This window comes from Uliginosibacterium sp. 31-16, from assembly GCF_030730865.1.
Lineage (GTDB): Bacteria > Pseudomonadota > Gammaproteobacteria > Burkholderiales > Rhodocyclaceae > Uliginosibacterium.
In genome coordinates this window covers 462,422-485,890 of record NZ_JAVALZ010000003.1, presented here as the reverse complement: position 1 = coordinate 485,890, position 23,469 = coordinate 462,422, and the positions used below count along the sequence as shown (strand labels likewise).

At 61.6% G+C, this 23,469-nt stretch carries 19 protein-coding genes; 15 read left to right on the top strand and 4 right to left on the bottom strand.

Features of this window, described 5'->3' with window-relative positions:
* The first annotated feature begins 234 nt into the window (after positions 1-234).
* On the top strand, positions 235-2,472 hold the full coding sequence (locus Q9Q94_RS14020; protein ID WP_305980731.1) for a FimV family protein: 2,238 nt from the start codon (positions 235-237) through the stop codon (positions 2,470-2,472).
* A gap of 11 nt (positions 2,473-2,483) precedes the next feature.
* On the opposite strand, the gene Q9Q94_RS14015 is transcribed toward Q9Q94_RS14020, so the two are convergent.
* The gene (locus tag Q9Q94_RS14015) at positions 2,484-3,230 is read right to left on the bottom strand and encodes a Nif3-like dinuclear metal center hexameric protein (protein WP_305980730.1); all 747 of its coding nucleotides are present in this window, start codon (positions 3,228-3,230) and stop codon (positions 2,484-2,486) included.
* 56 nt (positions 3,231-3,286) lie between these two features.
* On the opposite strand from Q9Q94_RS14015, the gene Q9Q94_RS14010 reads away from it, so the two are divergent.
* Positions 3,287-4,465 carry a trypsin-like peptidase domain-containing protein gene (locus tag Q9Q94_RS14010; RefSeq protein ID WP_305980729.1) on the top strand — a complete coding sequence of 393 codons (1,179 nt, stop codon included), beginning with the start codon at positions 3,287-3,289 and terminating at the stop codon, positions 4,463-4,465.
* Between the two features lie 161 nt (positions 4,466-4,626).
* Here the strand turns inward: Q9Q94_RS14010 and Q9Q94_RS14005 are convergent, their stop codons facing one another.
* Positions 4,627-5,478, bottom strand: a complete 852-nt coding sequence (locus Q9Q94_RS14005; RefSeq protein ID WP_305980728.1) for an SPFH domain-containing protein — start codon at positions 5,476-5,478, stop codon at positions 4,627-4,629.
* 166 nt (positions 5,479-5,644) lie between these two features.
* Here Q9Q94_RS14005 and Q9Q94_RS14000 point away from each other — a divergent pair, with 166 nt between their 5' ends.
* The 4 genes from Q9Q94_RS14000 to Q9Q94_RS13985 all read left to right on the top strand — a co-directional run bounded on the left by Q9Q94_RS14000 (position 5,645) and on the right by Q9Q94_RS13985 (position 12,306).
* Positions 5,645-6,685, top strand: coding sequence for a VCBS repeat-containing protein (locus Q9Q94_RS14000; protein WP_305980727.1), 1,041 nt, complete (start codon positions 5,645-5,647; stop codon positions 6,683-6,685).
* A 227-nt stretch (positions 6,686-6,912) separates the two neighbouring features.
* Entirely contained in the window at positions 6,913-8,952 is a 2,040-nt protein-coding gene (locus Q9Q94_RS13995; protein WP_305980726.1) for an SPFH domain-containing protein, read from the top strand.
* A gap of 317 nt (positions 8,953-9,269) precedes the next feature.
* Positions 9,270-10,172 (top strand): TIGR02285 family protein, encoded by a 903-nt coding sequence (locus Q9Q94_RS13990; RefSeq protein ID WP_305980725.1) that lies wholly within the window; start codon positions 9,270-9,272, stop codon positions 10,170-10,172.
* Between the two features lie 97 nt (positions 10,173-10,269).
* Complete coding sequence (locus tag Q9Q94_RS13985) at positions 10,270-12,306, top strand: methyl-accepting chemotaxis protein (protein WP_305980724.1); 2,037 nt, start codon at positions 10,270-10,272, stop codon at positions 12,304-12,306.
* Between the two features lie 179 nt (positions 12,307-12,485).
* On the opposite strand, the gene hemG is transcribed toward Q9Q94_RS13985, so the two are convergent.
* Positions 12,486-13,025 carry a menaquinone-dependent protoporphyrinogen IX dehydrogenase gene (gene hemG / locus Q9Q94_RS13980; protein ID WP_305980723.1) on the bottom strand — a complete coding sequence of 180 codons (540 nt, stop codon included), beginning with the start codon at positions 13,023-13,025 and terminating at the stop codon, positions 12,486-12,488.
* Positions 13,026-13,189: 164 nt separating this feature from the next.
* Here hemG and Q9Q94_RS13975 point away from each other — a divergent pair, with 164 nt between their 5' ends.
* The 9 genes from Q9Q94_RS13975 (at position 13,190) to Q9Q94_RS13935 (ending at position 20,824) form a co-directional block, all read left to right on the top strand.
* Positions 13,190-14,764, top strand: coding sequence for a peptide chain release factor 3 (locus tag Q9Q94_RS13975; RefSeq protein WP_305980722.1), 1,575 nt, complete (start codon positions 13,190-13,192; stop codon positions 14,762-14,764).
* A 14-nt stretch (positions 14,765-14,778) separates the two neighbouring features.
* Positions 14,779-15,396: a nucleotidyltransferase family protein gene (locus Q9Q94_RS13970; RefSeq protein WP_305980721.1), complete on the top strand. Its 618-nt coding sequence runs from the start codon at positions 14,779-14,781 to the stop codon at positions 15,394-15,396.
* A 42-nt stretch (positions 15,397-15,438) separates the two neighbouring features.
* Entirely contained in the window at positions 15,439-16,062 is a 624-nt protein-coding gene (locus tag Q9Q94_RS13965; protein ID WP_305980720.1) for a LysE family translocator, read from the top strand.
* Positions 16,063-16,077: 15 nt separating this feature from the next.
* Positions 16,078-16,392 (top strand): quaternary ammonium compound efflux SMR transporter SugE, encoded by a 315-nt coding sequence (sugE, locus tag Q9Q94_RS13960; protein ID WP_305980719.1) that lies wholly within the window; start codon positions 16,078-16,080, stop codon positions 16,390-16,392.
* A 64-nt stretch (positions 16,393-16,456) separates the two neighbouring features.
* Entirely contained in the window at positions 16,457-16,780 is a 324-nt protein-coding gene (locus Q9Q94_RS13955; protein ID WP_305980718.1) for a hypothetical protein, read from the top strand.
* Positions 16,781-16,860: 80 nt separating this feature from the next.
* Positions 16,861-18,249, top strand: coding sequence for a TonB-dependent receptor (locus tag Q9Q94_RS13950; RefSeq protein WP_305980717.1), 1,389 nt, complete (start codon positions 16,861-16,863; stop codon positions 18,247-18,249).
* A gap of 14 nt (positions 18,250-18,263) precedes the next feature.
* Positions 18,264-19,160: a metal ABC transporter solute-binding protein, Zn/Mn family gene (locus tag Q9Q94_RS13945; RefSeq protein ID WP_305980716.1), complete on the top strand. Its 897-nt coding sequence runs from the start codon at positions 18,264-18,266 to the stop codon at positions 19,158-19,160.
* Positions 19,157-19,924, top strand: coding sequence for a metal ABC transporter permease (locus tag Q9Q94_RS13940; RefSeq protein ID WP_305980715.1), 768 nt, complete (start codon positions 19,157-19,159; stop codon positions 19,922-19,924). The genes Q9Q94_RS13945 and Q9Q94_RS13940 overlap by 4 nt, the downstream gene beginning before the upstream one ends.
* A gap of 75 nt (positions 19,925-19,999) precedes the next feature.
* A complete protein-coding gene (locus Q9Q94_RS13935) occupies positions 20,000-20,824 on the top strand; it encodes a DNA ligase (protein ID WP_305980714.1) in 825 nt (274 codons plus the stop codon).
* Here the strand turns inward: Q9Q94_RS13935 and Q9Q94_RS13930 are convergent.
* On the bottom strand, positions 20,797-23,430 hold the full coding sequence (locus Q9Q94_RS13930; RefSeq protein ID WP_305980713.1) for a HAMP domain-containing sensor histidine kinase: 2,634 nt from the start codon (positions 23,428-23,430) through the stop codon (positions 20,797-20,799). The two genes, Q9Q94_RS13935 and Q9Q94_RS13930, sit on opposite strands and share 28 nt — an antisense overlap.
* Positions 23,431-23,469 lie beyond the last annotated feature (39 nt).

Genomic DNA, 23,469 nt, shown 5'->3' with positions numbered 1-23,469 from the left:
GAGAGGCTTTCGAGGGTATTCCCGTATTTTGTATTTTCATGCAGAACAACGCCAAAAATGCCAAATGCTTTCGTGACAAAAACCTCGACTACAGCACGGTTTGACGCCGGTTTACGGAAGCACTATGTATTAAATGGACGCCTCCGGAATTAGAATGAAAAGCATATGAGGCAGGATAAAACTCCCATTCCGACCATGTTTGCCGATACCGCCAGACCATCGACGCCGCCACGCATGCGTAAAGTAATACTGGCTGCTCTGGTGGCAAGTATCGGGAGCGTTCTATCCCCTCTGACCGCATCTGCGGTCGGCCTGGGCCAGGCCAATACAAGCAGTCGCATCGGCGCCCCGCTGCGAGTCGAAATCCAGATGCTGGCTGATGATGCCGAACGCATCGAACTCAGCTGCATCCGTCTGGCCGGAGCTCCGCCAGGTTATAGCGACGACGTACCCTGGTTGAACAATGGCAGCCTCAGTTTTGAATCAGGACCACACGGTCGTGTGTTGATCATCAAGGCCCGTCCAAGCAGTCACCCGGCAATCATGCTCGGCTTGCGCATCGACTGTGGCATGGGCTTGCGTCGCGACTACACGCTGTTGCTCAACCCGCCCGGCGCCGAGGAAGCCTTCCTGCCGTCAATGCCTGCGTCGGTCAACACGGTTGCAGCCAAAGAGCCGACCTACCCCCCGGCAATCACTGCAGAACGCATCTGGCTGGTCCAGTCGGGAGACTCGGTCCACAGCATTGCCGAAAGCCTGATACCTGATGACCGTAACACCCAGCGCCGATTTGCGCGTGCCATCCTGAACCGCAATGTCGCTCGATTGGGTAGCGGAATGACTTTGCGCAGCCCTCTTCCTGTGGGAATTGAACTCAATCTGCCCACCCTGCCGACTCCAGGCCTCGCCGCTTTGCCTGAACGCGCCCCGCAGGACACTCTGCCCAGCCCCCGGGCGGGCAGCACAACCCCTGCTCCGCGTAGCAGCAAGGTCAACGGAGCCGGTACGAATCGTGACCGTTTGTTCGTCACGGGCGGCACCGAAGACTCACTGCGCATGGTGACCAGCATCGGGCCGCGGAAAGAGCTCAATGAGGAACAGCGTTCGCGCCTGCGCGCGGAAATGCAATTGATAGCGACGCTGGACGAAAAGATCGCAACACAGATCGAGCTGTCCGAACGCCTGCGTCAACTGGAGGCCATGCAGGAACGCCTCAAACAGGATGCCACGCGTCTCGAAGGCGAGCTGCAAACCGCACGCGCATTGCAGAGCACACCACAGAATGCTGCCGATGTGCCCATCACCATCCAGGCAGCGCCTGCACCTCAAGCATCATCAGCGGAACAGACAAACCGCAAAACACCGGCGCCCTGGTATACCTCAAGCACGTTCATCGCGGCCGGCTTGCTGACAATCGCCAGCGGGATTGCTGCTGCGCTCTGGATTGGGCGACGTCGTCGCAACAGCAGTGCTCTGGAAGGCGACGCCATCAGCACAGCCCACCAACCAGACGTTGCTGGCGACATGGATGTGGTCGAACATCTGATCACGCCCTTGTCCGAGGCGGATATCTGGCCCGATGAGGAGGGTCACGCCCCGAAGGCCTCAGCGCGTACAGCCAGCGCAATGGAGGGCGCGCTTGGCCAGTTCACCGCATCCGGCCTCGGTCCGGCCTCGCTGCTGCAGATCATTGATGACGACGTTGAAGAACATGACTCAGCCATTGAACTGGCCGAGATCATGATGTCTTTCGGTCGCGTACATGGCGCAGCGCAAACGCTTGCGGACTTCATCCGCAGCAACCCGAAACAGGCCGTCAAACCCTGGCTCAAACTGCTTGAGGTCTACCGCGCAGCCAACATGCGCACCGAGTTTGACGCGCTGACCGTTCAGCTGAACAAGACCTTCAACGTCAAGACGGTGGAGTGGGACGCTTTCGAGCTCGCCAGGCAGACCCCTGAATCCCTTGAGAGCATGCCGCACATTCTCGCCAGGCTGAACGAAATCTGGGGCAAACGTGAATGCCAGGCCTATCTGCACGGACTGCTGCGTGACAACCGGCAAGGCACCCGTCAAGGCTTCCCGCTCGCCATCGTTGATGAAATCCTCACTCTGCTGGGTGTGCTGGAAAGCCAGATCGGCCCCTACCGCCCGGACATCCAGAGTCCTGGGGCAGACCCCGTTCCCGCTTCGGCCACCCATATCTCGACGAGCGCCAGCCTGAATGTGCCGCCAATCATGACCACGGAAACACCAACCCAGCCGATCATGCAGCCGATTCGTTCTCCACAGCCGGCTTCGCGTCACAGGGCGTCTGCTCCAGCGGCAGCCTCTTCAGCGTTTGCAACAGGCACCGGCCTGCACCAGCTCGACTTCGAACTGGACATGACAGATCTGAGCAAAACCCTGCACCTGAACCTTGACGATCTTGGTGAAGACGGCAACTTCATGAAGGATACCGACTCAATCTGAACCTCTCCGGCTCATGCCGGGTTGTCGATATCCACGAACGTCACGTCCAGTTCGCAGTGCTCTGCCAGATATGCACCAAGCGCCTGAATGCCATAGCGCTCGGTCGCATGGTGCCCGGCAGCAAGATAGGTCACACCACTCTCACGCGCCAGATGAACAGTGCGCTCGGATATTTCTCCGGACAGGAACATATCCACGCCCGCAGCGACGGCTGACTCCAGATAATCCTGTGCCCCACCGGTACACCAGGCCACCCGTCTGATCTCACGCTGCGGCTCGCCAATCAACAAGGGTTCGCGCGCCAGCCGGGCCGCCACCGAGCGCGCCACCTCACCGGCCGGCATCGGATGCGGCAGATGCCCGAGCAGCACCAGCGGCTGCTCACGGCAGACGCTTTCCAGCTGCCAGCCCAGCACCCGCGCCAGCTGGACGTTATTACCCAGTTCCGGATGGGCATCCAGCGGCAAGTGGTAAGCAAACAGGTTGATGTCATGTGTCAGCAGCAAACCCAGACGCTGACGGCGAATGCCCGTCACCCGGAAATCCTCGCCACGCCAGAACCAGCCGTGATGCACGATGATTGCATCGGCCTGCAATTCAATCGCCCGCTCGATCAGCGCCCGGCTGGCCGAAACCCCGCATACCACACGCTGGACCTTGGCTCGCCCTTCCACCTGCAAACCGTTTGGGCAATAATCATTGAAGCGGCCGCATTCCAGCAGAATCTCCAGACGAGCTTGCAGTTCAGTGCGGTGCATGGCCTTTTCTCCTTTTTGAATTCTGGGGCGGACACGTTTTCCGCCGATTGGAAATTATGCAACGTCTGTGGCTGATCTTCGCGCAAACCGTCACGATCGCGCTGGCCGTGCTGTTCGTCATCGTCACGTTCAAACCGGAATGGCTGCCCCGCACCCGCTTGATGCCTGCATCCAGTGGCGTGCCTGTGGCAAGCAGCGCCGAGTCACAAGCAGAAAACAACGGCCAGCAGCCCACTACCGGAGGGTATGCAACAGCGGCCCAGCGCGCACTGCCCGCCGTGGTTCATGTTTTCACCAGCAAGGAAGTCGTGGCGCCCCAGCACCCCCTGCTCAACGACCCTTTCTTCAAGCATTTCTTCGGCGACTCCGGGCAACAGCAAACCCAGCGCAGCTCAGGCCTGGGCTCAGGCGTGCTGGTCAGCACCGATGGTTACATCCTGACCAACAATCACGTCATTGAAGGCGCCGATGCCATCGAGATCGCGCTCAACGACGGCAAGAAATTCGCCGCCCGCATCGTCGGCCGCGACCCCGAGACCGACATCGCCGTCCTGCGTATCGACAGTAAGGAAAAGCTGCCCGCCATCAGCTTCTCGCCCGCCAGCAGCGTTCATGTCGGCGATGTTGTACTGGCCATCGGCAATCCCTTCGGCGTCGGCCAGACCGTCACGATGGGCATCGTCAGCGCCATGGGGCGCACCCAGTTGGGGATCAACACCTTCGAGAATTTCATCCAGACCGATGCCGCGATCAACCCTGGCAATTCCGGTGGTGCACTGGTCGACACCCAAGGGCGTCTGCTCGGCATCAACACGGCGATCTACTCCCGCTCCGGAGGTTCGCTGGGCATCGGCTTTGCGATTCCGGCGGCTTCGGCACAAAGCATCATGGAGCAGATCATCAAGACCGGACGGGTCACTCGCGGCTGGATTGGCGTCCAGGTACAGGAAATCACTCCGGACCTGATCGAAGCGTTCAAGCTGCCGGCCAAGGGAGCCCTGATTGCCGGTATCGCCCGCAACAGCCCGGCGCAAAAGGCGGGAGTACTGCCCGGTGATGTGCTCACCGCCATTGACGGCCAGCCCATCGTCAACGCTCATGGCGTGCTGGAGTCGGTTGCCCGCCTGCCACCCGGCCAACTGGCCAAGCTCAGTCTGATCCGACGCGGAAAAACGCTCGAAGCCGTCACCCAGATCGCGCAACGCCCTCTGCCGGGCAACTCCCCGCAAGAGTAAAACGCTACAGACAGGCCCTGCCGGGGACACCTTGGAGATCCGCCTGCAGCGGACCTCTTCAGGCATGCCATCCGAAGAAGTCCGCCCCATGCGGCATGCAGGCGAGGCATCGTGAAGAACGAGCCTGCATGCGGGTCTGCCAAGCAGCTTCCTGCCTCGAATCAGCCCCGCATGCCCACGAAGCGCTTGACCACTTCCTGCAGGTCAGCCGGCAGCACAATCATCTTGGCATTGTCCGAGGCTGCCAGTTTTTCCATCGCGTGAATGTACTTCTCGCCCAGAATGAACATCATCGGCGTGCTCTGCTCGCCAATTGCGTCGGCCACGCGGCGGATCGACTCAGCCGAAGACGTCGCCAGTGCCACCTGTGCGTTGGCATCACGCTTGGAGGACTCCAGGCGTGCCTCAGCTTCCAGAATCGCGGCCTGCTTGCTGCCTTCGGCGCGCGTCACCACCGCCTTGCGCTCGCGCTCGGCAGCGGCCTGCAACTCCATCGCGCGTTGCATGGACTCGGTTGGCTTGATGTCCTGAATCTCAACGGTCTTGATGCTGATGCCCCAGTCCAGCGCCTCGTCCGAAATGCTCTCGCGCAGGCGCGCCTTGATGCGATCACGTGAAGACAGCGCTTCATCCAGTTCCATCTCACCGACAATCGAGCGCAGCGTGGTCATCACCAGGTTGCGGATCGCCTCCTGAAAGTTGGTAATGCCATATACGGCGCGCACCGGGTCAGTCACCTTGATGAAGGCGATCGCGTTGGTCAGGATCACTGCGTTGTCGCGTGTGATCACCTCCTGCTCCTGCACGTCGAGAATGATGTCTTTGGTCGTGACCTTGTAAGCCACCCGGTCAAAATAGGGAATCAGCACGCTCAGACCCGGAGTCAGCGTCACGAGGTATTTGCCCAGGCGTTCAACGATCCACTCTTCCCCCTGCGGCACGATGCGCACCCCCTTGGCAAGGGTGACGACCAGAAACACCAGTAATGCGACAACGACGATCAAGCCCGGCATGACACTTCTCCCTGATTGATGAAGTGGCGATGGTAGCGCCTTTGCGTCGCGCGCGATGCCCCCTGCCCTTGAAGGGGGCGTCCCCCCATCAGGAATTCAAGCTCGTCGGTCTGCGGCCGGTAATCCGTGCATAGACGGTCGCACTCAAGCGCCGCAGGAGAAACGCATGAAGATCGAGCAATCCAGCCTCCAGTCGGAGGGGAAGGCACTCGCCTGGCAATCCACCCGCCGGTCCAGTGAAACCAGCCTGAGTATCACCCTGCCGGAGCGCCGTGCCGCGCGACCCGAGCCCGAACCAGCCACACGTGCCGACATCTCGTCAGCAGGTCTGGCCGCGGCTCAGCAGAGCGAAGCGGTTGGCGAACTCACAAACGAAGACTCGACCGACCCGCGCCTGCAATTGCTGATCGCCATTCTGGAAGCCATGACCGGTCGCAAGATCGAGCTCTTCAATGGCACAGATCTGCAGCAGCCCCAGGCGTCGGCCGAAGCCGCCGCCAATCCATCCGGCGAACCGGGAGCACCCGCGCAGAACACCAGCAACGACCCCGTCTGGAGCGTGAGAATCACCCAGACCACCGTGCACGAAGAAATGGAAACCGCCCGCTACAGCGCCCGCGGCCAGGTCACGACCGCCGATGGCCGCCAGATCGACTTCTCGCTTGACCTGGCGATGCAGCGCTACGAGCGGCAGGAAACCAGCACGGTGTTCGAGGCCGGCAATGCGCCAAAGCGCAAGGACCCGCTGGTGCTGAATCTTTCCACCGATCAGGTGCGCCTGCAGGCAGAAGAATTCAGTTTCGACCTGAATGCCGACGGCAAGACCGAAACCCTGGCACGCCTGGCAGCCGGCAGCGCCTTTCTCGCGCTGGACCGCAACGGCAATGGCAAGATCGACAATGGCAGCGAACTGTTCGGCCCCAGCACGGGCGACGGCTTCGAGGAACTTGCCGCGCTGGATCAGGACGGCAATGGCTGGATCGACGAGAACGATGCAGCCTTTGGTCAGTTGCAGGTGTGGCGCCCCGATGAGCAGGCGCAAAGCCTCAAGGCGGCCAATGTCGGCGCAATAGCGCTGGATCGCGCCGGGACAGCTTTCACGCTCAAAGCCGGTGGGGAAACGGCGGGGGCAGTACGCACGACCGGACTTTTCCTAAGCGAAGACGGCGTGGCCAAAACTCTGCAACAGATTGATCTGGTGGTGTAAGACGGCGTTCGTGATCCTTTGCCAGCCCGGCATCGCCGGGCGTGCGCTGGCACTGCAGAACCCCGACCTTCGGGCAGGCCCTCACCGTCCGTAGCACCAGTCAAAAGCCCCTCACCAAATCCACGTAGAATCCCGCGGTATGTCACGGCCCGGCCCTGACATGCCAGCGGGGTCCGGCCTGCAGCGCAACCTGTGCGCACCGCCCTGCATCTCGTACCGGAGGATCTGTGGAATTCGTCCTTGCACACCTGAATGCGGTCATCACGGCCGCCATCATCCTGATCGTGCTTGTGGGTTACAAATGGGTATTGTGGCTGTTCGGCGTGATCATCGTGCCGGATGATTCGGTCGGCATCGTCACCAAGAAATTCGTACTGTTCGGTACCAACAAGAGCCTGCCGGACGGCCGCATCATCGCCCTCAATGGCGAAGCCGGCTATCAGGCCGACACGCTGCCTCCCGGCCTGCATATTGCCCTGTGGCCCTGGCAGTACACAGTGGAACTGGTGAAGTTTTTCACCGTGCCGCCAAACCAGATCGGCGTCGTCGAAGCCTGCGACGGAGCCCCCCTACCCAGCGGCCACATCATCGCCCGCAAGGTGGATTGCGACACCTATCAGGATGCCCGCGCCTTCCTGCAGAACGGCGGCGAACGCGGCGCGCAGATGGTCGTCATCCCGCCCGGCACCTACCGCATCAATCCACTGCTGTTTACCGTCACGCTGGATGAGGCACTGAGCATCCCGCCCGGCAAGATCGGCGTGGTCGAGGCACTCGACGGCAAGCCGCTGCCCAGCGGGCGCATCATCGCGCGCCAGGTCGACTGCAACTCCTATCAGGACGGTCATATCTTCCTCGAAGGCGCTGGTGAACGCGGCCCGCAGATGGGTCTGATCACCCCCGGCACGTACCGCATCAACCCGCTGCTGTTTGAAGTCCAGCTCGCTGAAGTGCTCGACATCCCGCAGAACAAGGTCGGCATCGTCACCACTAAAGAAGGCGAGCCCCTCGCTCCGGGCGAAATTGCCGGGGCGGCAGTCGACGGCCACAACATGTTCCAGAACGCCCAGGCCTTCGTCGAACAGGGTGGCCGCAAGGGTCTGCAGGAGCAGGTGCTGCTGGCCGGACGCTACTTCATCAACCCGCGCTTTGCCACGGTCGAGATCGTCGACATGGTCGAAGTGCCGATTGCCCACGTCGGCGTGGTCATCGCCTATGTCGGCAAGGAAGGCCGCGACGTCACCGGCGAATCCTTCCGCCATGGCAACCTCGTCTCGCGCGGCGAGAAAGGTGTGTGGGTCGAACCGCTGGACCCGGGTAAATACCCGATCAATCCCTATACGCACAAAGTCACCAACGTACCGACCGCCAACGTGGTGCTGAACTGGGCCACCGGCAAGAGCGAGGCGCACAACCTCGACGCCAACCTGTCGACCATTACCGTGCGCTCGGCCGACGGCTTCACCTTCAACCTCGACGTGTCGCAGATCATCCACATCCCGCGCAACGATGCCCCCAAGGTCATCGCCCGCTTCGGCAGCATGTCCGCGCTCGTCACCCAGGTGCTGGAGCCGACCATCGGCAACTACTTCCGCAACACCGCCCAGGGCTCGGATGTCATCGACTTCCTGAAGAACCGCTCCAAGCGGCAGGACGAGGCCCGCGAAGCCATCTCCACGGCGCTCAAGGAATACAACGTCGGTGCGGTCGATACCCTGATCGGCGACATCGTGCCTCCGGATGAACTGATGAAGACGCTGACCGACCGCAAACTCGCCGAGCAGGAGCGCGTCACCTACGACACCCAGCGTCAGGCCCAGGACATCAAGCAGCAGCTCGAACAGGCCACCGCACTGGCGGCCACGCAGGCCCGTGTGGTGGATGCCGAACGTCAGGTGACGATTGCCGAATTCAACGCCAAGGCCACGGTGAAGTCCGCCGAAGGTCAGGCTGCGGCCAAGAAGATCAACGCCGAGGCGGACGCCAACGTGCTGCGTACCGTGGGTGAAGCCGAAGCCGCCAAGACCCACGCCGTGGGCGGTGCCGAAGCCGAGGTTATCAAGCTCAAGATCGCCTCGATGGAATCCGGCAATTACGCAATGGTCCAGGTTGCCGAAGCGCTGGCCAAAGCCGGCGTCAAGCTGGTGCCGGACATCGTCGCCGGAGGCGGCTCGGGCGCAAGCGGTGGCACGCTGGTCGATGTGCTGCTGGGAAACCTGATCCGCGACGGAATGAAACAACCTCCGCAAACAAAGAGCGAGGGCTGATCCGGAATCAACGCGGGCAGAATGCCATCGTGCAGTCTGCCCGCAAACCGTTGCTGTCTTTCCACACCCCCCTCCCGGAGAGCCTCTCGCAGCGGGCTTCTCCCCCATCTATGCCCTGAGAGCATGGATTGGCGGACGTTCTCAAGCAGGGTCTCTGCAGACCCTTGCCGGAAGCGGCAAAATGGCGCGCCCCTGCACACATCCATGACAACCCTACAAGAGCGACCGGCCTCTGCCCCCTATCCGGCCCGCCCAAACCGGCCCAGCTCCGGAACGCTCCTTGCGATATGCCCCCTCGGGCAACTACGCTTGATGGAATGTCATCCGTATCCGCCACCATGATCTCACTGCGCCCCCTGCTCTTCTTCATCGTGATGTGCATGCCAATCGGCATGTCTGCAGCCGCCCGGGCAGCCGGCAGCATCGTGTGGTTTCACAGCGACTTTCCACCTCTTTCCATTGTGAACGGGCCTGACAAAGGCCGTGGGGCTGCCGATCAGTGGGGCGTATTCCTGCAACAGCAGCTACCGGATTTCCAGCACGAACTGATCGCAGCAAACACGCTGCGCATCCAGGAGGAGATGAAACACCGCGACAACGCCTGCAATTACGCTTTCCTGAAAACAGCAGAACGTGAAAAATTGTTTCTATTCTCCGAACCGCTGGCAAGCATTCAACCCAGCGGCCTGATCACTTTGCGCAGCAGGGAAAAAGAACTGGCTCCGTTTCTGAATGATCGCGGGGAATTGCGTCTGCAGGCCCTGATTGCAACGCAAAAATTCCGGATCGCAGCGGCGGCCGGGCGCAGCTTCGGGCACGTCATCGATGAAGCCCTGCTGGCCGGACACGAGGATGGCAAGCTTGTCCCATTCACCACCAGCGACCTCTTCTCAAGCGGTTTGCTGCAAATTCTCAATAAACAGGGGATTGATGCACTGCCCGGCTATGCCATGGAACTGAGCTGGGCGGCCCAACGTTTCAACCTGCCGCCGGACCGTTTCTGGTTCCTCCCGGTAGAGGGACAAACCGATCTTCTTCCGGTACATGTTGCCTGTTCGCGCAGCCCGATCGGAGAACAGATCATCAGCCAGATCAACGAACTCATCCGCGCAGGCAAACTGCCCGAAGTAGCCTCCCAGGCCTATCGTGGCTGGCTACCGGCAGATGTAGCCCGTCATTACGACCGGCAGCGCAAAGCGACCGGCAGACACAGCCAGTAACCTGTCCGGAAACAAGGCCTTTCTACCCTTCCGTCCTCTCCTGCAAGCGGATTCGTCTGCCGTTGACGCACCTGATATGCCATACCCCGGGGAGTACATGATGAAATACCTGATGCTGCCGCTGGTCGCCTTGCTGAACCGGATGAAATATCCGCTCAAATTTGCCATTGTCGGCGTCAGTACCGGTCTGGTCATGATTATTCTTGTCGTGCTTTCGGGCATGAATGAATACACCATCTGGAAAACGGCACAGGCGGAGCAACAAGGGCTGGCCGCCTTCGAGCCCAGCCTGGATCTGCTGATCCAGCTGCAGCAGCACCGTGGAATGTCGGCAGGCGCGCTGGGTGGCAATGCAGGCATGCGTGCCGGGCTGGAGAAAAAAACTCCCGAAGTAGAGTCTGCCGTGCAGGCGCTGGAAAAATCCTTCGCTCAAGCACCTGCGGCCTGGAAGTTGCCGGCACAGGCCAAGCGTGTCCGGGATCTGTGGCAGCCTCTGCACAGCGGTGGCCTGAGCATGAGCGGGCCGCAAAATTTTGCCGCCCACACCGAACTGATCGACCTGATGATCGAGCTGATCGGGTATGTCGATAATGAATCCGGGCTGATCCTGGACCCGGACACGCACACCTACCATGCCATCGTAGCGATCAGTTTTTACATGCCTGCGCTGTCAGAGCGCATGGGCAAGCTGCGCGGGATGGCCAACGGCATCCTGGCGAGCAAACAGATCAACGACTCACAGCGTGAAGCGCTGGCCGCACTGGCTGGCGAGACCGGCATGGCCTGGAACCAGATGCGACAAGCACTCACCTACAGCGCTGCCGAAAAGGCTGAAGCTAGGCAGAAACTGGATGCTTTCGTACCGAAAATGGACGCCCACGTTCAGGACGCCCGCCGTCTCGTACGGGAAGAACTCCTGAGCGGACGTTTCGGCATTGAACCCGCTGCGTGGTTTGCCAAAATCACCGAAGGCATCTCCTTGCTGGTCGACGAAACCCGCAATTACCACCTTCCAAACCTGCGCGAGCAACTCAATGACCGTGCCACACACGCCTACCGGCTGATGCTTCTGGTAATCGGCATCAGCGGACTTGGCGCCGTCCTGATCATGCTGGCCCTGGTAGCGCTTTACCGTAGTCTGCGCACCGGGCTGGACGCCATCGTGAGCGGCACGGCAGCCCTGCATCAGGGCGACTTCACTCACCGCATAACACTCGCCACCCAGGACGAGATGCTCGTCGTCGCCAACAGTTTCAATACCATGGCGGGAAAGATAGAAGGCGTTTTGCAGGTCGTGCTTCACAACGCCGAGCTTTTGCGCGACGCCTCCTCCGCCCTCAACGGCGCCGCAGGTTCGGTCAGCAAGGATGCCCGCGAGCAAAGTGACTCGACTCAGGCCATGGCCGCCGCCACCGAACAGATGTCGGTCAGTCTGGGAGAAATCACCCATCATGCGGCAGATACGGAAAGAGCCTCCTCACAGTCGCACAATCAGGCCAGCGAAGGACGACAGCTGGTGAATGGCATCATTCAGGAGATGCAGAAAATAGAAGCCGGCGTGGACTCCTCGGCAAGTGCCATCCGCCGGCTCGGCGAGCGCTCGGATGAAATTGCCCACATGATTGCGGTCATCCGCGAAATAGCCGACCAGACAAATCTGCTGGCGCTGAACGCGGCGATTGAAGCCGCTCGTGCAGGCGAACAGGGGCGCGGCTTTGCCGTGGTAGCCGACGAAGTGCGCAAGCTGGCAGAACGCACCGCACTGGCCTCGGCGGAGATCGTGAAAACTGTGGATGCCATCCGTCACGATACGGTCGACGCCGCGGAAAACATGGAGCGCGGCGTGCAACAGGTGCATCAGGGCATGGAGCTGAGTCGCAATTCGGGGGTGTGCATGGACGCGGTTTGCAGCAGCGTGAGCCAGGTTCTGGGCTCGGTTGCCGAGATCAACTCGGCACTGCGTGAGCACGGCAGCACCAACGACAGCGTTGCACAGAACGTGGAACTCATCGCACGCATGTCCGAGCATGTATGCAGCGAAATCAGCCAGACTTCAGACACGGCAACCAAGCTGAATAATCTGGCCGATGATCTGATGAATTCGGTGGCCGGCTTCAAGGTCAGGCAAGGTTGAAGCACTCGGCCGAGACGCAAACGGAAAAGCGGCCAGAGCAAGGCAGGAATGAGCTCCTGCTGAAGACCCGCTCCTGAAAAGCCTTTACAGACACCCCTCTCCAGGCCGCAGGCGCCATGCAACTCTCAGGGCAGTGAGTCTGAAGAGGCTTGCTGCAAGGGGCTCTCCGGACAATCCCTTCATCGAACCTCAAGTTGCGTAGCCAGCCGCTGGCCAAATTCCTCAACCCGGCGCCAGTCCGTGAACTCGAAAACACCGAGTGGATCGGTCGGCCCTTTCGTGATCCACATGATCAGGCGGATCATCTGGCGATCAATGAAACTGCAGCGCGGATAGTCGATCCGCCCGGCAAACACGTCCAGCAGCGCCGGGCGCCAGCCGATCTGATGGAGAAACTTGCGCAGATAGGGGTTGGTATCAGGCTGATTCTTCGCCGCTTTGCGTGCCACCACGTTCACCGAGAAAAAGGCATGCGCCTTGCCCTCCAGCAAGGTCTGATGCTGGCGCATGAACGCGGCCACACAAGGCCGGTGGCGGCCGTAACGGATGCTCGCGCCGATCACGACCAGATCCGCAGCACGCAGCAAGGCTTCATCACAGGCACGGATCTCCTGCAGCCAGACCGCGTGGCCGCGCTCGCTGAGGAACGTCTGCAGACGCTGACAGATCACGATGGTGTGGCCATCAATGCTGGAATACAGGATCAAGGCGCTGGGCATGAGCAGGTCCGGTTGACAGCACAACGCGGGTATTTTCGCACAGGCCCCGCCCCCCCTCGCCCGTTCCGGACAAGGCGCTGTGGCGCAACGCCGTAATTACGACGAAATCGGCGTTTTCGGGGTGCCCTCTGTATAATCCGCGCCTTGCCCGAAAGCCGTACGCCATGACCGATCTGAAGCACGAACTCGCCCGCCGCCGCACCTTTGCGATCATCTCCCACCCTGACGCGGGTAAAACCACCCTGACCGAAAAACTGCTGTGGTTCGGCGGCGCAATCCAGGTCGCCGGTGAAGTACGTGCGCGCAAGGCCGCGCGCCATGCCACGTCCGACTGGATGGAGCTGGAAAAGCAGCGCGGCATCTCGGTCACCTCCTCGGTAATGCAGTTCCCGTATCGCGACGCGATCATCAACCTGCTCGACACCCCGGGGCACGAAGACTTCTCGGAAGACACCTATCGCACGCTGACCGCCGTGGACTCGGCGGTGATGGTGATCGACTCGGTGAATGGCGTGGAGTCGCAGACCATCAAGCTGCTCAACGTGTGCCGCCTGCGCGACACGCCGATCCTCACCTTCATCAACAAACTCGACCGCGAAGGCCGCGAGCCCATCGAGCTGCTCGACGAAATCGAGTCGGTGCTGGGCATGCAGTGTGCACCGATGACCTGGCCAATCGGCATGGGCAAACGCTTCCGCGGCGTGTATCACCTGTATTCCGACAAGATCTTTTTCTTTGATCCGCACGCCGAGAAAGGCACCTCCGAAATCATCGAAGGGCTGGCCAATCCGCGGCTGGACGAGCTTATCGGCGATCAGGCCGAAGAGTTGCGCATTGAAGTCGAGCTGGTGCGCGGCGCCTCGCACACCTTCGATCAGGCCGCCTATCTCGCCGGCAAGCAGACCCCGGTGTTCTTCGGTTCCGGGGTGAATAACTTCGGCGTGCAATCCGTACTGGATGCCATCGTCGACCTCTCGCCGCGTCCGCTGGCGCGCGCGACCGAGCACCGCGTGGTGGCGCCGGATGAAGCCAAGTTCTCCGGCTTCGTCTTCAAGATCCAGGCCAACATGGACCCCAAGCACCGCGACCGCATCGCCTTCCTGCGCGTGTGCTCCGGCAAGTTCGAGCGCGGCATGAAGATCAAGCAGGTCTCGCAGGGCAAGAGCATGGCGATCAACAACGCCATCACCTTCATGGCGCAGGACCGCAACACCACCGATGTGGCCTATTCCGGCGACATCATCGGGATACCCAATCACGGCACGATTCGTCTGGGCGACACCTTTACCGAAGGCGAAGACCTGAAATTCACCGGCATTCCGTCTTTCGCACCAGACCTCTTCCGCCGCGCGCAGATCAAGAATCCGCTGAAGATGAAGCAGCTGCAGAAGGGCTTGCAGCAGCTCGCCGAAGAAGGCCAGACCCAGCTCTTCAAACCATTGGCGTCCAACGATCTGATCCTGGGTGCAGTTGGCATGCTGCAGTTCGACGTGGTCGCCCACCGTCTGGAACACGAATACGGCGTGGAATGCGTATTCGAGGGCTGCACCTGGGCCACCGCGCGCTGGCTACGCGGTAAGGACGAGGACATCAAGGCCCTGCTCGACAAGGCGCCGGCGAACATGGCGCTGGATGGCGCGGGCGACTACGTGTACCTCGCGCCGAACCGGGTGAACCTGCAGATGGCACAGGAGCGGCACCCGAATGTGAAGTTCCTGGAAACACGCGAAATCTACTGATCATCTGCGCGCAGATGCCGATACGGCAGGATCGGGACGCAGAGAACGAGCTTGAAGCCCGTTTTCTGCGTGACGTGCTCAGCAACCGGCACAACCGTGCGATTCTGGCATGCTGGGACGAACTGGCCCTGCCCGACGGCTGGCTTGTGGCGGGTTGCCTGTTCCAGACTGTGTGGAATATTCAGGCCGGGCAGCCTCCCGAAGCCCATATCAAGGATTACGACCTTTTCTACTTTGACCCTTCCGACCTGAGCGAAGCTGGCGAGCGCAAGGTTCAGGCGCATGTCGAGTCGCTACTGGGCGGGCTGGGCGTCACCGTCGAAGCCATCAATCAGGCCCGCGTTCATCTCTGGTACGAGTCCCACTTCGGCCAAGCCTATGCTCCCTTGCACAGTTCGCGCGAAGGGATCGACCGCTTCCTGATTCCCTCAACCTGCGTCGGCATCCGGCCAGGGAGCCTCTACGCGCCCAACGGCTTGCGCCTCCTCTACGACGGCATCCTGAGCCCCAACCCGCTGACGCCGCATCAGGAACTTTTCGAGCGGAAGGCTGCCTCCTATCGTTCGCGCTGGCCAGGACTTACCATCACTCATGCGCTGTCGCACGGGCCAGCAGCCGGCGCAACAGACTGACGCCAACGGCCATCGCACCCGACTCGAGAAAGCAGCTCAATCATGTTCGGCACCCACGACCTCGCACTCTTCATCCTGTCCGGCTTTCTGCTCAACCTCACGCCGGGCGCCGACTGTCTGTTCATCGCGCTGCGCAGCGCCTCGCAAGGCTTCAAGGCCGGCCTTGCTGCCACACTGGGGATCTGCTCGGGTTGTCTGGTACATGTGCTGGCCGCCACACTCGGACTTTCGGCGCTCCTGGCCAGCTCCGCAACGGCCTTCACCTTCGTCAAGCTCGCGGGTGCGGCCTATCTGCTCTACATCGGTATCGGCCTGCTCTTCAAGCGCACGAAAACCGGCTCTGCCACTCCCGCCTCCGTTGCAGAGTCAGAGGGCGCCGTATTTCGTCAGGGTTTTCTGACCAATGTGCTGAACCCGAAAATGGCGCTGTTCTTTCTCGCCTTCGTACCGCAATTCATCACCCCTGCGGCCCCCAGCAAGGCATTGGCTTTCATCTATCTGGGCATGATCTTCACGCTCAACAGCGCGCTCTACTGCATCGCCCTGGCCTGGCTCAGCTCCCGTGCCGCATCGCTGGGCATCGGCCGACGAGCCGGCCAATGGCTGAGCCGACTCACTGGCGGCCTGTTTGTTGCACTGAGCCTGCGTCTGGCCACTTCAAAATAAACGCTGGAGTCTTTCATGCCCTGGTTCATCCTCATCATCGCCGGCCTCATGGAAGTGGGCTGGGCCGTCGGCCTCAAGTACACGGAAGGTTTCACCCGCCTGTGGCCATCGGTCGGCACTGTCGCCGCCATGATCGGCAGCGTGTTGCTGCTCGGCGTGGCCATGCGCTCCCTGCCGCTGGGCACAGCCTATGCAGTATGGACAGGCATCGGTGCCATCGGCACGGCACTGTTCGGCATTTTCGTGCTTGGCGAATCCGCTGCCACCTTGCGGCTGGTGAGCCTTGCACTGATCTTCGCCGGCATCGTCGGGCTCAAGCTCGCTCACTGAGACAAGATCCAGCACTCATGCAACAAGGTTGCATGTAAAAGACGCTTCATCTATCCTCGCGCCCATGTTGCAGAGGCGCCTCCTCCCCTTCCTGCTGATTTTCTGCGTTCTCTTCGCCCAGCAGGCGGCGCTCGTGCATGCTGCGAGCCACTGGCAGGAAGAGAGCCAATCGTCCGGACAGGATTTGCAGCACCCGAAGTACGCGGACAAACATGTCTGCGCCAGCTGCATTGCGTTCGCAGCGCTGGCCTCGGCCATCCCGTCCAGCCCGCAGGCCTTCGGCGTTGCTCTTTCCCGACCCCTGAGCCTCCCATTCTTCGGCGTCACGGCCCTCCCCACGGGCTGGCACGCCTACAACCCCCGCGCACCACCCACCCTCCTCGTCTGAACTCCTGACTGCCCCCGGCCCAACGGCCTGTGGCGCGCGCCCTGCGCACGCCTTCTATCAAGATCACCCGAGGATTAACCATGTTCCAACGCAACACCCTTGCGCTGGCTGTGCTCGCCCTGAGCGCGGCCCCGCTGAATGCCATTGCTGCCGATTCCACTGAACTGCAGCAGATCCGCCAAGACATCGAGCAACTGCGGCAAAGCTACGAGGCACGCATCCGCGAGCTGGAAACCCGCTTGCAGCAAACCGATGTCAAAGCCAGTGCTGCACAGCAGGCGACCAGCAACCTGCCAGCCCAGACTGCCTCTGCTCCTGCCGCGAATGCGACGACCCAAGCTGCGGGTGGCAATGCCTTCAACCCGGAAATATCTCTGGTGCTTTCTGGCACCTACGCCAATCTTTCAAAAGATCCGAAGAACTGGCAGATGAGCAACTTCATGCCTTCTGGTGACGAGATCGGTCCCGGCAAGCGTGGCTTCAGTCTGGGTGAATCCGAACTGGGTTTCCGCGCCAACATCGACCAGCATTTCTATGGTCAAGCCACGCTGGCTGTTTCCGGCGAGAACGAAATCGGCGTGGAAGAAGCCTTCGTACAGACCACTTCGCTGCCCAAAGGCCTGCAAGCCAAAGCAGGCCGCTTCTTCTCCGGTATCGGCTATCTGAACGGCCAGCATGCCCACACCTGGGATTTTGTCGACGCGCCACTGGCTTACCAGGCCTTCCTCGGCGGCCAGTATTCGCAGGATGGTGCGCAGCTGAAATGGGTTGCCCCGACCAGCACCTTCCTTGAACTCGGCATGGATGTCGGCGCAGGCGAACGCTTCCCGGGCACGACACGCAACAAGAACGGCGCCGGCAGCACAGCCCTGTTCGCCCATCTCGGTGGTGACATCGGCGCGAGCCAGAGCTGGCAGGTCGGTACCTCCTGGCTGCGTGCGGCGCCGCGTGACCGCACTTACGACGCGACCGATCTGGCCGGCAATGAAGTCAGCAACAGTTTCTCCGGTCGCAGCCAGCTCTACATCGTGGACGGCGTCTGGAAATGGGCGCCCAACGGCAATGCCGAGCGCATCAACCTGAAATTGCAGGGCGAATACTTCCGTCGACGCGAAACCGGTGAGCTCGCCTACGACACTGCCGCTCAGAACCTCAGCGACAGCTATCGCTCTGCGCAGTCCGGCTGGTATGTGCAGAGCGTGTATCAGTTCATGCCGCGCTGGCGCGTGGGCGCACGTTTCGACCAGCTCGACAGCGGCACGGTCGATTACGCCAGCAACGGTGATTTCCTCGCCAACACAAATTACAAACCCAAGCGCAGCAGCCTGATGCTGGACTGGTCGCCCAGCGAGTTTTCGCGCATCCGCCTGCAATACGCCAAGGATCAGGCACGTCAAGGCGTGAAGGATGACCAGATCTTCGTGCAATACCAGATGAGTCTGGGCGCTCACGGCGCGCACAGCTACTAAGGAAGAGGCCTGCCATGAAAAAACATCTGATCACGCTTGCCCTGCTGCTGCTGAGTCCGTTTTCACATGCAGCGCTGAACATCGTCGCCTGCGAACCGGAGTGGGCCGCGCTGGCACAGGAACTGGCCGGTAACAAAGCCAGTATCCATAGTGCCACCACCGCGCTGCAGGACGTCCACCACATCCAGGCCCGCCCCAGCCTGATCGCCGCCGTGCGCAATGCCGACCTGCTGATATGCACCGGCGCCGAGCTGGAGGTTGGCTGGCTGCCAGTGCTGCAGCGCCAGTCAGGCAACAGCAAGGTTCAGCCGGGCCAGCCAGGTTACTTTGAAGCCGCCACACAGGTACGCATGCTCGAAGTGCCGACGCGTCTGGATCGCGCCGATGGTGACGTACATGCCGCCGGCAATCCGCACATCCAGACCGATCCACGCAACATCGCACGGGTCGCCGAGGCGCTGGCCAAACGCCTGGCGCAGATCGATCCCGCCAACGCGGCGCACTACGCTGCCCGCCAGAGCGACTTCGCCAGCCGCTGGCAGGCAGCCATCAGCCGCTGGGAGAAGGAGGCCGCACCACTGCGCGGTGTGCCGATTGTCGTGCAGCACAAGGCCTTCCCCTATCTGCAGGACTGGCTGGGCCTGAAAGAAGTCGCCACGCTGGAACCCAAGCCGGGTGTGGAGCCGAGCAGCGCCTATCTGGCCGAGCTGATGGCGCGCCTGCAACAGACTCCGGCAAAGCTGATCCTCCGCGCGGCGTACAACGATGGCCGCAGCGCGGACTGGCTGGCCGAGCGGGCAAAGATCCCGGTCGTCATCTTGCCCTTTACGGTAGGCGGCAATGCACGGGCGAAAGACCTGTTCAGCCTGTTTGACGACACCCTTGCACAACTGCTGAAAGCTGCCCGATGAGCCTCGCCGGACTCGATGCCGGCATCCTCGGCCCCGCCTTCCTGGCGGGGCTGCTGGTGCTGGCCACGCATGTGCCGCTGGGCATGAAAGTGCTTGAACGTGGCATCGTCTTCATCGATCTGGCCATCGCACAGATTGCCGGCATTGGCGTCATCGCGGCGGATGCGCTGGGCTTCGAGCCGCAGGGCTGGGCAGTACAGGTTTCGGCGCTCACGGCGGCTGCGCTCGGAGCCCTGCTGCTGACCTGGACCGAGAAACGCTGGCCGGACATTCAGGAAGCCCTGATCGGCGTGCTCTTCGTCATCGCCTCCTGCACGGGATTGCTCCTTCTGGCAGGCAATCCACACGGTGGTGAGCATCTGAAGGACTTGCTGGTGGGGCAGATCCTGTGGGTGACCGTTGAGCAACTGACCCTCGCCGCGGCCACCGGATTCGCCGTACTGATGATCTGGTTTGCGGCAGGCGAACGACTGGGACGCGCCGGCTTCTACCTGCTCTTCGCTCTGGCCGTCACGCAATCCGTGCAACTGGTCGGCGTGTATCTGGTATTTGCCAGCCTGATCGTGCCGGCACTGGCCACGCGCAACTGGCAACAGTTTCGCCTGCCTGCCGCCTGGGCACTCGGGGCACTGGCCTATCTGCTCGGACTGGCACTGTCCGCCGTGTTCGATCTGCCCAGCGGTGCCGTGGTGGTGCTGAGCATGGCTGCATTGGGGCTGATCACCAGCGCCTGCGTTGCTCGCAGGAGGAAACGATGGCAATGACCATGGCCCGTCAGGACAGCTCGCAACAGGTGGCCAGAGCGTTAGTCTGAGGCTCCTGCCAACTGTGGAGACTTCATGCGCATCCTGCTTGCCTTGTTGCTGATTGGCCTGTGTGCCTCAGTACGCGCCGAGGCCCCCATCCTGCTGGCGGAGGTGTATCGCAGCGGCATCAATCCGGCGGACTATCTGGTCAGCGAGAAACTGGACGGAGTGCGTGCGATCTGGGATGGCAAGGCCTTGCGTTTTCGCAGCGGTAATCCGGTGCAGGCGCCTGCCTGGTTCATCGCCGGGCTGCCAGCCGCGCCGCTGGATGGCGAGTTGTGGGCGGGACGTGGCAGCTTCGAGCGGCTGTCGGGCATCGTGCGCAAGGATGTGCCGGTCGACGCCGAGTGGCGCGATGTGCGCTACATGATTTTCGAGCTACCGGAGGCACCGGGAGATTTCAGTGCCCGCGCCACGCGCATCCGGGAACTGGTCAGCGAGGCACAGCAGCCCTGGCTGCAAGCCATCGAGCAGTTCCACGTAAAGGACGCCACGGAACTCAAGCAGCGCATGACGGCGGTAGTGAAGGCCGGTGGTGAGGGCCTGATGCTGCACCGGGCGGATGCGCCCTATCTCACCGGGCGCAGCAACGCACTGCTCAAGCTGAAGTCCTGGGAGGACGCCGAGGCGCGGGTTGTAGGGCATGTGCCCGGCAAAGGCAGGCACGACGGGCGTCTCGGGGCACTCATCGTGGAGAGGCCCGATGGGCGCCGCTTTCGCGTGGGCAGTGGTTTCACGGACGCACAACGTGAAGCCCCGCCCGCCATCGGCGAGACAATCACCTACCGCTACCAGTCGCTGACCGCCGGCGGCCTGCCGCGCTTCCCCGGCTATGTCAGGGTGCGCAAGTCATTCTGAGCGTCGTCACTTTCATCATCCGGATCCGGATCGGCACTGCGCGGCGCACAGACGGGGATCACCAGCGTGAAGATCGAGCCCTTGCCAAGTTCGGACTCCAGCAGGATGCGTCCGCCCATCAGACAGGCCAGATTGCGCACCAGCGACAGCCCCAGACCAGTGCCACCCTTGTCGCGCTGGATCTTGCCACCAACCCAGCCGAACTTCTCGAACACCGCGAGCTGATGCTCGGGCGGAATGCCGCAGCCCGTGTCAGAAACCTCAAAGTAAACCTCGGTACCGACGCTCTCCACCGCCACGCGCACGCTGCCGGCATCCGTGTACTTGATGGCATTGTTGATCAGATTGTTGATCATCTGGCGCAGACGTACCGGGTCCGCCTGAATGACCGGCAGCGGGCCGTCCTGACCGAGATCCAGATGAAAATCAAGGCGTTTGGTTGCAGCATGCGCGCGATGCACCTGCACCACATCCCCCACAAAGGGGGCCAGATCGATCGGCTCCGGATGCAGCAGCATCTTGCCGGACTCGGCCTTGGCCAGATCGAGCAGATCGTTGACCACCCCCAGCAGATGCCGGCCGGAACTCTTGATGGTCAGGGCATGCTCACGCTGCATCGGGTCCTGCAGATCCAGCTCCAGCAGTTCGGCAAAACCAAGAATGCCGTTGAGCGGGGTGCGCAGCTCGTGCGACACGCTGGCTAGAAAATCGCTCTTGGTCCGGTTCGCATCTTCGGCCTTCTCGCGCGCCTCTTCCGAGAGCCGGAAGGATTCTTCCACGCTGTCAGCCATGCGGTTCAGGGCTTCGGAGAGCTCGCCCATTTCGTCGTGTGAGTGCACTTCGAAGCGACGGCTCAGATCACCGGTCTCGAAACGACGAATGCCACTCACCAGATTGCGGATCTGGCGGGTGATGAACCCCGCCATCCAATAGGCGATCCCGATCACCATGCAGATCATCGCCAGCGTAGACCAGGCCAGCGAGAGCGCCATGCTGCGGATACTCTGCCCTACCGTATCCAGCATGCTTTGCCGCTCCTGCTGGAAGGCCCGGTCTTTTTCGGCAATCGTTTCGCCGATCTGGCGCGCGGACTCGGTCGCCGCACGGTGAAAATCCGCCACATTGGCACCGATGGTGACAAAGCCAAAGCCCTGCGGACTCTTGCCATACTGGCCGGTGTAGTACGGAATTGCGGCGGCCGTGGTCAGCTTGTGCAGACCACTGAAATTGATTTCAAACGAACCGGAACCGCCTTTCTCGGTGAGTTGATTCCAGCCTGAGCACTGTGGCGAGAAGTTCAGATAACGGCAATCCAGCCCCAGCGTGCCGGCCTTGATCTGCTCGGGCGCAGGCTTGAGCTGGAGGGACTGGCCCTTGAACGGCACAAGCCCGCGCGAATACTCGGCCCAGGACAGGCCGGACAAGGTCCACGAAGCGTAGGTTTTCTGGTCAACCCAGGGTGGCACCTGCTCACCCGTCGCAGGATCGTAGCCAACGATCATATAGTCGCGCGGATGAGCGATCGAACGACTCTTGTGATCCCAGATGAACGCGTAATTCCCCGCAATGGCATCAATGATCGGGGTGTAACGCGCATCGGTGGGGCTGATCCGGTCGGTAAACTGGCGGATGTGATCGTGGTCCAGTGCCAGACTCACATAACCCATGATCCGGCCGCCCCGCACGACCGGTGTGGCCCAACGCACGATGCCCTGAAAGCGTCGCCCGAGAGGATTCTCGGTACCTGCATAGGCAGAGAGCTCGGGGGCGTAGGCAATCCCGGCCTTCTGCGCACTGACTGGCGTGTACGGCCCCACCACATGGCTGCCGACATAGGCTCCGATGACTTCGGAAACGTAGATATCACCGGGCTTGAGCAGCTTGAGTTCCGGCCAGTAGTTTTCGGCCTTGACGAAGGTGTTCTGGCGCTGACTGATATCGCGCAGGCCCGGCACCAGGGTCTTGCCCGTTGATGCCACCTTGAACCGCTCACGCCCGGTGAGGTCGATGAAACTCATTTCCAGGTAAAGCGGGCGCAACGCACGTTCGCCCAGATATTCGGGCGGCCGGGCACTGAAGGAGCGGGCATTGTCTGGCAGCGCCTGATGCGCATCGGCAATCGTCGCCGGATCAGGCTTGACCGACACAACCGGCTCCCACTTGCTGCCATCTGCGGCCAGCTTCCAGGCGCCATGGACGAAATGCTCGCGCACTTGCCCCTGGAGAAACTGGCCATACGCTGCCTCGCCAGGCTCCAGCAGGGCCGCACTGCGGATATCGTTGTCCCGATCATAGAGAAAAGCCGCCAGCGAACGGGCAATATCGGTCGTCAGGCGTTCTATCCCCTCACGCGAACGGTCATCCAGCGCATGGATGGCGTCCGTCGTGACCTTGTCGCCCACCTCGCGGATCGCACCAACCATGTTGTCGGCCATGCCGGTGGCCCGCGTGCCCAGAGCCAGCGCCAGTTGATGCGCTGCCGACCAGGCCAGCCAGGCCAGCAATACCAGCGGTACAACCTTGATGGCCACAAAGATCAGGACCAGCTTGGCACGCAAGCCCAGCGAGGCAAAAGTCATGGTTTTCCAGTCGGTTACGGAGCGCATGTGCCCCCTGTCTGCCGCATCGGCAAGGATAGCCGGGGG

Bases quoted from the DNA above. Each gene is read 5' to 3' on its own strand.
- Q9Q94_RS14020 (WP_305980731.1), top strand. From the start codon at position 235: ATGCGTAAAGTAATACTGGCTGCTCTGGTGGCAAGTATCGGGAGCGTT.
- Q9Q94_RS14015 (WP_305980730.1), bottom strand. From the start codon at position 3,230: ATGCACCGCACTGAACTGCAAGCTCGTCTGGAGATTCTGCTGGAATGC.
- Q9Q94_RS14010 (WP_305980729.1), top strand. From the start codon at position 3,287: ATGCAACGTCTGTGGCTGATCTTCGCGCAAACCGTCACGATCGCGCTG.
- Q9Q94_RS14005 (WP_305980728.1), bottom strand. From the start codon at position 5,478: ATGCCGGGCTTGATCGTCGTTGTCGCATTACTGGTGTTTCTGGTCGTC.
- Q9Q94_RS14000 (WP_305980727.1), top strand. From the start codon at position 5,645: ATGAAGATCGAGCAATCCAGCCTCCAGTCGGAGGGGAAGGCACTCGCC.
- Q9Q94_RS13990 (WP_305980725.1), top strand. From the start codon at position 9,270: ATGTCATCCGTATCCGCCACCATGATCTCACTGCGCCCCCTGCTCTTC.
- Q9Q94_RS13985 (WP_305980724.1), top strand. From the start codon at position 10,270: ATGATGAAATACCTGATGCTGCCGCTGGTCGCCTTGCTGAACCGGATG.
- hemG (WP_305980723.1), bottom strand. From the start codon at position 13,025: ATGCCCAGCGCCTTGATCCTGTATTCCAGCATTGATGGCCACACCATC.
- Q9Q94_RS13975 (WP_305980722.1), top strand. From the start codon at position 13,190: ATGACCGATCTGAAGCACGAACTCGCCCGCCGCCGCACCTTTGCGATC.
- Q9Q94_RS13970 (WP_305980721.1), top strand. From the start codon at position 14,779: ATGCCGATACGGCAGGATCGGGACGCAGAGAACGAGCTTGAAGCCCGT.
- Q9Q94_RS13965 (WP_305980720.1), top strand. From the start codon at position 15,439: ATGTTCGGCACCCACGACCTCGCACTCTTCATCCTGTCCGGCTTTCTG.
- sugE (WP_305980719.1), top strand. From the start codon at position 16,078: ATGCCCTGGTTCATCCTCATCATCGCCGGCCTCATGGAAGTGGGCTGG.
- Q9Q94_RS13955 (WP_305980718.1), top strand. From the start codon at position 16,457: ATGTTGCAGAGGCGCCTCCTCCCCTTCCTGCTGATTTTCTGCGTTCTC.
- Q9Q94_RS13950 (WP_305980717.1), top strand. From the start codon at position 16,861: ATGTTCCAACGCAACACCCTTGCGCTGGCTGTGCTCGCCCTGAGCGCG.
- Q9Q94_RS13945 (WP_305980716.1), top strand. From the start codon at position 18,264: ATGAAAAAACATCTGATCACGCTTGCCCTGCTGCTGCTGAGTCCGTTT.
- Q9Q94_RS13940 (WP_305980715.1), top strand. From the start codon at position 19,157: ATGAGCCTCGCCGGACTCGATGCCGGCATCCTCGGCCCCGCCTTCCTG.
- Q9Q94_RS13935 (WP_305980714.1), top strand. From the start codon at position 20,000: ATGCGCATCCTGCTTGCCTTGTTGCTGATTGGCCTGTGTGCCTCAGTA.
- Q9Q94_RS13930 (WP_305980713.1), bottom strand. From the start codon at position 23,430: ATGCGCTCCGTAACCGACTGGAAAACCATGACTTTTGCCTCGCTGGGC.